The sequence below is a fragment of the Lentilactobacillus dabitei genome (assembly GCF_019061365.1).
GTDB lineage: Bacteria > Bacillota > Bacilli > Lactobacillales > Lactobacillaceae > Lentilactobacillus > Lentilactobacillus dabitei.
Window position 1 is genome coordinate 1 of record NZ_JAHPPD010000120.1, and the last position, 6014, is coordinate 6014.

A 6014-nucleotide genomic window follows, 5' to 3' on the forward strand; every position below is an offset into this window, starting at 1 on the left:
CGTCAATTAACCACCAGTCTGCAAATGGTCGTTTTAGCGTTTTTAGCACTATTACTTAAGAGATTTTAGACAGCTTCTTACCGCTTCTTCTCGAGGCATCAGCTTTGTAGTACCGTTCAAAAATGTTCTTCTGTTGATCTTGGGTCATCCCGATACCGGTATCGGCAATTTTAACAATTGTCTCGTTATATCCCCGTTCACCGGTAATCGTGATTGTCCCCTTGTTTGTGAACTGAATCCCGTTGGTCACAATGTTAAAAACAATCTGAACAAAACGGTCATAATCGGCATAGATCGGCAAGTCATCCGGGGCATTTAAAATCAACTTGTCACCGGACTCTTGAGCCTTATTTGTCAGCTGATCAACAATGTTACCAAAGACCTTGGTTGCGTTAAAGTGTCGTTTATCCAACTGAATTGAATTCGACCGGATCTTCTCAAAATCCAAGTTTTCGTTCACCAACCGAATCAAACGTTGGGTTTCTTCGCTCATCAGTTCGATACTCTTTGTTCGCGACTCCTGGGGAATGACATCATACTTAATTCCTTCAAGAATCCCAGAAATAGTCGTTAACGGCGTCCGCATTTCATGAGCAGCATCGGCCAAAAACTCTTGGCGGCGTTCCTCTTGACGCTGGATTTCGATATTCGCTCGTTCGAGGGACGCGGTCATGTGATTAAAGTCGTTAATCAGCTCGCCAATTTCATCTTTACCACCAGGCTTCAGTCTGACCTTATAATTCCCGTTGGAAACTTGATTGGCACCACTTCTCAGCATCGCAATCCGTCGATTTAAGCGCCGAGCAATAAAGAAACTGATAACCATCGAGATGACCAAAGCAACCAAGAGCCCCTTTAGTAGATCACGATTAATTCTGGCAACGTTCGAATTAACGTCAGAAATAAACGCCCCGGCAGTCACAGCAGCCACTAACCGTTTCTTATAATAATATGGTTTGACGACTTCAATCATCGCTGGTCGGGTCTTCCCGTTTTTGAGCTTTGAATTCTTATTATTCACTTTTCGGACAATCTGATCTTTTTTCAGGTGCTTCCAATCGTTTTGCGTAATCTGCGGTGAAATCCCATCAGCTGGATAAACAACTTGGTTCTTAGCTGAGAAAACCGTAAAATGAACTGACTGATTCTCTAAAATTGACTGAGTTGTCTTAATTTTGTCTAAGTTAAAAGTCACTCTGCCGTTATGTTTACCATCCACTTTTAATGAATGCTGAATCAAACTGTCAGAATACTTTTCCAAGCTGCTCCAGGTGTTGTCATACACAAATGTTTTGGACATTCTGCTAAAGGATAGTCCCAGAAGAACGATGGTAATTGCAATCACCAAAAAGAACGCCATCAGTTGCTGGTAAATCATTTTCATTATTTACTATCCACTTCACTATCGTCAAATTTGTAACCAACGCCCCAAACAGTTTGGATCACTTGAGGTCCTACCCGTTCAATCTTTTGGCGGAGTTTTTTGACGTGGGCGTCAACTGTCCGTTCGTCACCATAATATTCATAATCCCAAACCAGTTCCAGCAATTGCTCCCGAGAAAACACCTGACGGGGCTTTTGAGCCAAGGTTTTTAGAAGTTCAAATTCCTTTGGCGTTAAATCTGGGATTAATTTGTCGTCAAGATATGCTTCACGCGTGTTGGTGTTCAATTTAAAATGTTTGGTAGTAATTTGGAAAGCATAATTTTCGCTTTGTTGATCTTCAACTGCGGCTTGCTGTTCAGTGTGCGCACGTCGTTGCAATGCTTTGATCCGAGCAACCAGCGTAATCGGTGAAAAAGGTTTGGTGACATAATCATCCGCACCCATTTCAAACCCCAGGACTTGGTCACTATCAGAATCTCTGGCGGTCAACATAATAATTGGAACCGTTTGGGACTTTGCTCGAATTTCTTTGGCAACTTCCATCCCATCTTTTTTGGGCAAATTCAGGTCCAATGTGATCATATCCCAACTTTCGGGATCCTCATTGAACATCTTAACGGCTTCAATGCCATCATATGCAAAGGAAACATTCCAGCCTTCTTTTTGGAAAAACATCTGCATCATTTCTGAAACGGACTTATTATCTTCAATCATCAATAATTTCATTTTAATTACCACCCCTAATAACTGATTGCTTCTAAGTTGCCGCGTTTCCAGTGCTTTCTCAAGTGGTTTTGGGAGATAGATTCTAGTCGGCCGGTCCACGGATCATTATAGTAGTACAACTTTCGATTAAATCCAGTCAAAACAATCAGGCTGGATTTTAAATTATCTAGTCCAGCCACTTTAATGACAACCGGCCTTCTTCTGAGCAATTGTTTATTGAGCTGCCGAAAATTTGCCCGACTCAGATCCCTAATTGAATGGGTTTGAGAAATAATTAATTCACTCAAATCAATTAAATTATCAGACTGTTTGCGCCATTTTTCAACCGCTGCTTTGAGCGCCTCATCGGTGATAGACGCATTGGCACTCGTTAATAACATTTTAACTGCTGCACACTCATTATCAATGTCGGATTGGGTTGCTTGCTTAACCGGTTGAACCGCTAACCTTCTAAAAGTCTTTCGAATATTGCGTTTTGGCAACCACCCGACTAAATCATCCCGGGTAAAATGATACCAAATTTGTTTGTTAAAAAAACTGATCTGGTCAATCAAGAAATCTTGTGCCTTGATATCATCGGGAACTTTTACCCGATCATCTAACATCACATTTTTTTCAGTGTTAGTTGCTAAATACCAGTGTTCTCCTGGAATTCTCCGCAAACGAACGAAGAATCGATTTGTTTTCTCATTGGCAATAGTCGTTTTTTCCAATCATCTCACCCCATATGTATTCTATTTTACCAATAAAATAACAAACTTGCTTGAAAACTAAGCAGATTGTTATCATAATATAGTATTGTTTGATTATCAAAACTACTTAAGAATAGGATGGTTTAACCTATGTATAAAGGAATTGCCTTTTTTGATCTGGATCATACGCTGTATAATGAACAAACCAAAGTAGATCCAGAAGTTGCTGACGCGATGCACCAACTGAAAGCAAATAACGTTTTACCGGTTATTTCAACCGGCAGAAACTTGTTTGAGATTCCTACGACAATAAAGCAGACCGGCATTGACACGGTTGTCTCAGCCAATGGTAGCTACGTTATCTTTGAAGGCAAGCCGGTGTACAAAGCTGTCCTGCCAAAGAACGTTGTGAACAATTTTGTCAATTTCGCCCAAGGTTTTGACGAAGCAACCACAGTTATGAATAGCCAAGATGCCCGAATTAATTTTATTAACGAAATTGTTGAGGGCAATTATCATTTCATCAACTCTCGTAAGCCTCCGTTGGGTGTTAGTGACTTTATTGAACATAATGAGATTGTCATGATGTTAATTAATACAAAAGGCCCCGACAAGCGCTACATCGATAAATTCAGCGACACGCTTACTTTCTTTAGGAATACCCCATTTAGTATGGATATTGTTGCCAAGGGGAGCTCTAAAAAACGGGGCATCCAGGAACTCATCAAGAATGCCAACCTTGATGGTATTCCAACGTATGCATTTGGAGACGGAAATAATGATATCCCAATGCTAGACTATGTAGATCATCCCGTTGTCATGGGTAATGGGCTTGACCGGGTCAAAGAATACGCTGAATATATTACCACCAAGAATTCTGACCACGGCATTGTGAATGGATTGAAACACTATGATTTACTTTAAGTAAAACGATGACTTGCACGACCCACCTTTTTCATGCTATACTCGAAGGCGGTGCCAAACCACGGTGAGTTCGTAAAGATCGGCGCGAGAGCGTTCAGAAGGTCGAAGCGGCTCACCATTTTTGTGGAGTGAGCTAAAAAGCGCTTAGCAATCGGAGTGTAAGTCTCCTTTTGCTGAATTCCCGAATTTGGAATTTGACAAAAAGTGCTTACAGGCAGATTGTTGCTTTTTAGCTCACATTTCGGCAATGTTGCCCAGAGAAACAGGAATACATGAGAAGTACACTTGCTTTGTTCGGCGCTTGCATGCAGGTCATTGTTTTTTGGCCCGCGTTTCGGCAATTTCACGATGAGGCTTCCAGAAACCCCAGTCCCAAATTTCGATCGCCAGCGCCGCCACCTCACCAGATCAATGTTAAACTGAACTTGTAATAGAATGATTCCAAGGAGATGTGGTTTATGCAGGATCAAACACCCTCAAGGCTTCAACGACAACAATCCAAGAAGCAAAATCAACATGCCAAGCATACCAAACTTTATATTCTAATTGCCGTATTAGCAATTATTTTAGGTGGCGCCCTTTACATTGGTCATCAAGTCCATGAATTGACCGACGCGCAACGCCAAACCAACACCATTTTGGATAAACCAATTAAACAAACGATCGTCAAAGTCGTTAAACCAAAATTACCAGCAGAAATTCGGCCACAAGTTGTCCGAATTATTGAAGAAGAACCTCTATATAGATTACAGCAGGCTGCTGACAATCCAACGACGTTCCAGCAAATTGCTAATAAATATCAGGTGCCGGAGAACTATGTCACCCCAGCCAAACAGCATTGGTTCAGTGCTCAAAACGAGGCCTTACGAGCTGATATTTACCACGCCCAACTCATTCAATTGATGTCTGAACTCCGGCAGTTGAATAACGCCTCATCAAGTTCTCAGTAACCTGAGGGCTTTTTATTTTCGGCAACCCTTTTTATCCGCTCCTATTCATATCCTGACATTTTTTACTAATCTTATTATTAAAATTACCACATGATCAGAGGCAAGTGAAGGCGGTTTCCCAACAATATGAACTTCAAAGACAGCAATTTTTATCTTCTACTCAGCAGAATGGCTCATTCAATCACAGTCAAAAAGTTAAAGCTATTAACCGGTATTGAACAACGGGAAGTCTATGCTATCTTCAATAAACTGTTGATGCAGTATGATGTGCCAATCGGTGCCATGCGTGAAGGCAGTCGGGGCTACTTTATTATTGCCAACGAGGAAAAGCGCAAACAAAGCCTTGCCCCACTACAAAGCCACACGGCAAACATGGAATGACACATCCGCAAATTGAAACAAATTAAAATCTAAAGAAAGGCTGCATCCCTATCGTAGACTTTTGTTCCAAATGATATTACAATGTAATACGTAAGGGAGGGATGCTACAATGGCAATGATTACAATTAGGGTTAGTGACCAAGAAAAAGAATGGCTCAAGTACATGGCTGATTTTTATGGTCTTTCCTTATCCGACTTAGTAAAAAAATATTCCATGGAACAATTAGAAGATGAGTATGATAAACAGATGGCTGACATTGCCCATAAACGGTTTGAAGAAAGCGGCGAAAAGACCTACTCGATGGATGAAGTATTAAAAGAGTTTGGCGGTTTAGATAAATGAGTTATCGACTAAAATTTTCTAAAGAAGCCATTAAGGCATTAAAAAAGATGGACAAGCACCAATCTGCGTTAATCACTCGGTGGCTATATTTAAATATTGATGGTATTGCTAATCCTTATAGCCGTGGCAAAGCCTTAACTTCAAATCTGGCGGGTTACTGGCGTTATCGAATCGGGGATTTTCGTGTTATTTGTGAAATGCATGATGACCAGTTAGTTGTCTTAGTCATCTCAATCGGTCATAGACGAGATGTTTATAAAGGTTAAAACAAAATAAAAAGCCATTTCCCTCAAAGGAAACAACTTGATATGGATAACCAGATTTGTCTATATGATAGCTTTTTTTAACTTTGGCGGAGGTGGCTTTTTGTCGTGGAATCAGCAGAAAGGAAAAACTATTTTTTGACTGACATTCATCTGTCAGGGCAAATAAAAACTGCTACCCAAAACGGATAACAGCCCATTCCTACCACGGTTAATTGATTCAAAATTGAATGCCATTTCGTGATATTTGGCAATTGTTATAAAAATAAAAAAGGTTCTACAATATCTGTTGTTGGTAATAGATTTTATCTATTACTGATGACAGATTTTTTGTTTCTCGTTAGAATAA

9 protein-coding genes are annotated in these 6014 nt (G+C 40.4%); 5 read left to right on the forward strand and 4 right to left on the reverse strand.

The window, feature by feature from the left end; translation table 11 throughout:
• Positions 1-55 precede the first annotated feature (55 nt).
• From KTE19_RS12550 to KTE19_RS12560, 3 genes are read right to left on the reverse strand one after another with little or no spacing between them, the layout of a single operon-like run.
• Entirely contained in the window at positions 56-1384 is a 1329-nt protein-coding gene (locus KTE19_RS12550; RefSeq protein ID WP_249778662.1) for a sensor histidine kinase, read from the reverse strand.
• Positions 1384-2112, reverse strand: coding sequence for a response regulator transcription factor (locus KTE19_RS12555; RefSeq protein ID WP_217342413.1), 729 nt, complete (start codon positions 2110-2112; stop codon positions 1384-1386). Before KTE19_RS12555 ends, KTE19_RS12550 begins: the two co-directional genes overlap by 1 nt.
• 14 nt (positions 2113-2126) lie before the next feature.
• Positions 2127-2825, reverse strand: a complete 699-nt coding sequence (locus KTE19_RS12560) for a C39 family peptidase (protein WP_217342414.1) — start codon at positions 2823-2825, stop codon at positions 2127-2129.
• A gap of 129 nt (positions 2826-2954) precedes the next feature.
• On the opposite strand from KTE19_RS12560, the gene KTE19_RS12565 reads away from it, so the two are divergent.
• Positions 2955-3728, forward strand: a complete 774-nt coding sequence (locus KTE19_RS12565; RefSeq protein ID WP_217161850.1) for a Cof-type HAD-IIB family hydrolase — start codon at positions 2955-2957, stop codon at positions 3726-3728.
• Here the strand turns inward: KTE19_RS12565 and KTE19_RS12570 are convergent.
• Entirely contained in the window at positions 3725-4075 is a 351-nt protein-coding gene (locus KTE19_RS12570; RefSeq protein ID WP_217342416.1) for a hypothetical protein, read from the reverse strand. The two genes, KTE19_RS12565 and KTE19_RS12570, sit on opposite strands and share 4 nt — an antisense overlap.
• A gap of 111 nt (positions 4076-4186) precedes the next feature.
• Here KTE19_RS12570 and KTE19_RS12575 point away from each other — a divergent pair, with 111 nt between their 5' ends.
• The 4 genes from KTE19_RS12575 to KTE19_RS12590 all read left to right on the forward strand — a co-directional run bounded on the left by KTE19_RS12575 (position 4187) and on the right by KTE19_RS12590 (position 5668).
• On the forward strand, positions 4187-4678 hold the full coding sequence (locus KTE19_RS12575; protein WP_217161848.1) for a hypothetical protein: 492 nt from the start codon (positions 4187-4189) through the stop codon (positions 4676-4678).
• Between the two features lie 126 nt (positions 4679-4804).
• Positions 4805-5059: a hypothetical protein gene (locus tag KTE19_RS12580; RefSeq protein WP_217342415.1), complete on the forward strand. Its 255-nt coding sequence runs from the start codon at positions 4805-4807 to the stop codon at positions 5057-5059.
• A gap of 109 nt (positions 5060-5168) precedes the next feature.
• Positions 5169-5402, forward strand: coding sequence for a type II toxin-antitoxin system RelB family antitoxin (relB, locus tag KTE19_RS12585; RefSeq protein ID WP_217161844.1), 234 nt, complete (start codon positions 5169-5171; stop codon positions 5400-5402).
• The gene (locus KTE19_RS12590) at positions 5399-5668 is read left to right on the forward strand and encodes a type II toxin-antitoxin system RelE family toxin (RefSeq protein ID WP_217161842.1); all 270 of its coding nucleotides are present in this window, start codon (positions 5399-5401) and stop codon (positions 5666-5668) included. Before relB ends, KTE19_RS12590 begins: the two co-directional genes overlap by 4 nt.
• Positions 5669-6014 lie beyond the last annotated feature (346 nt).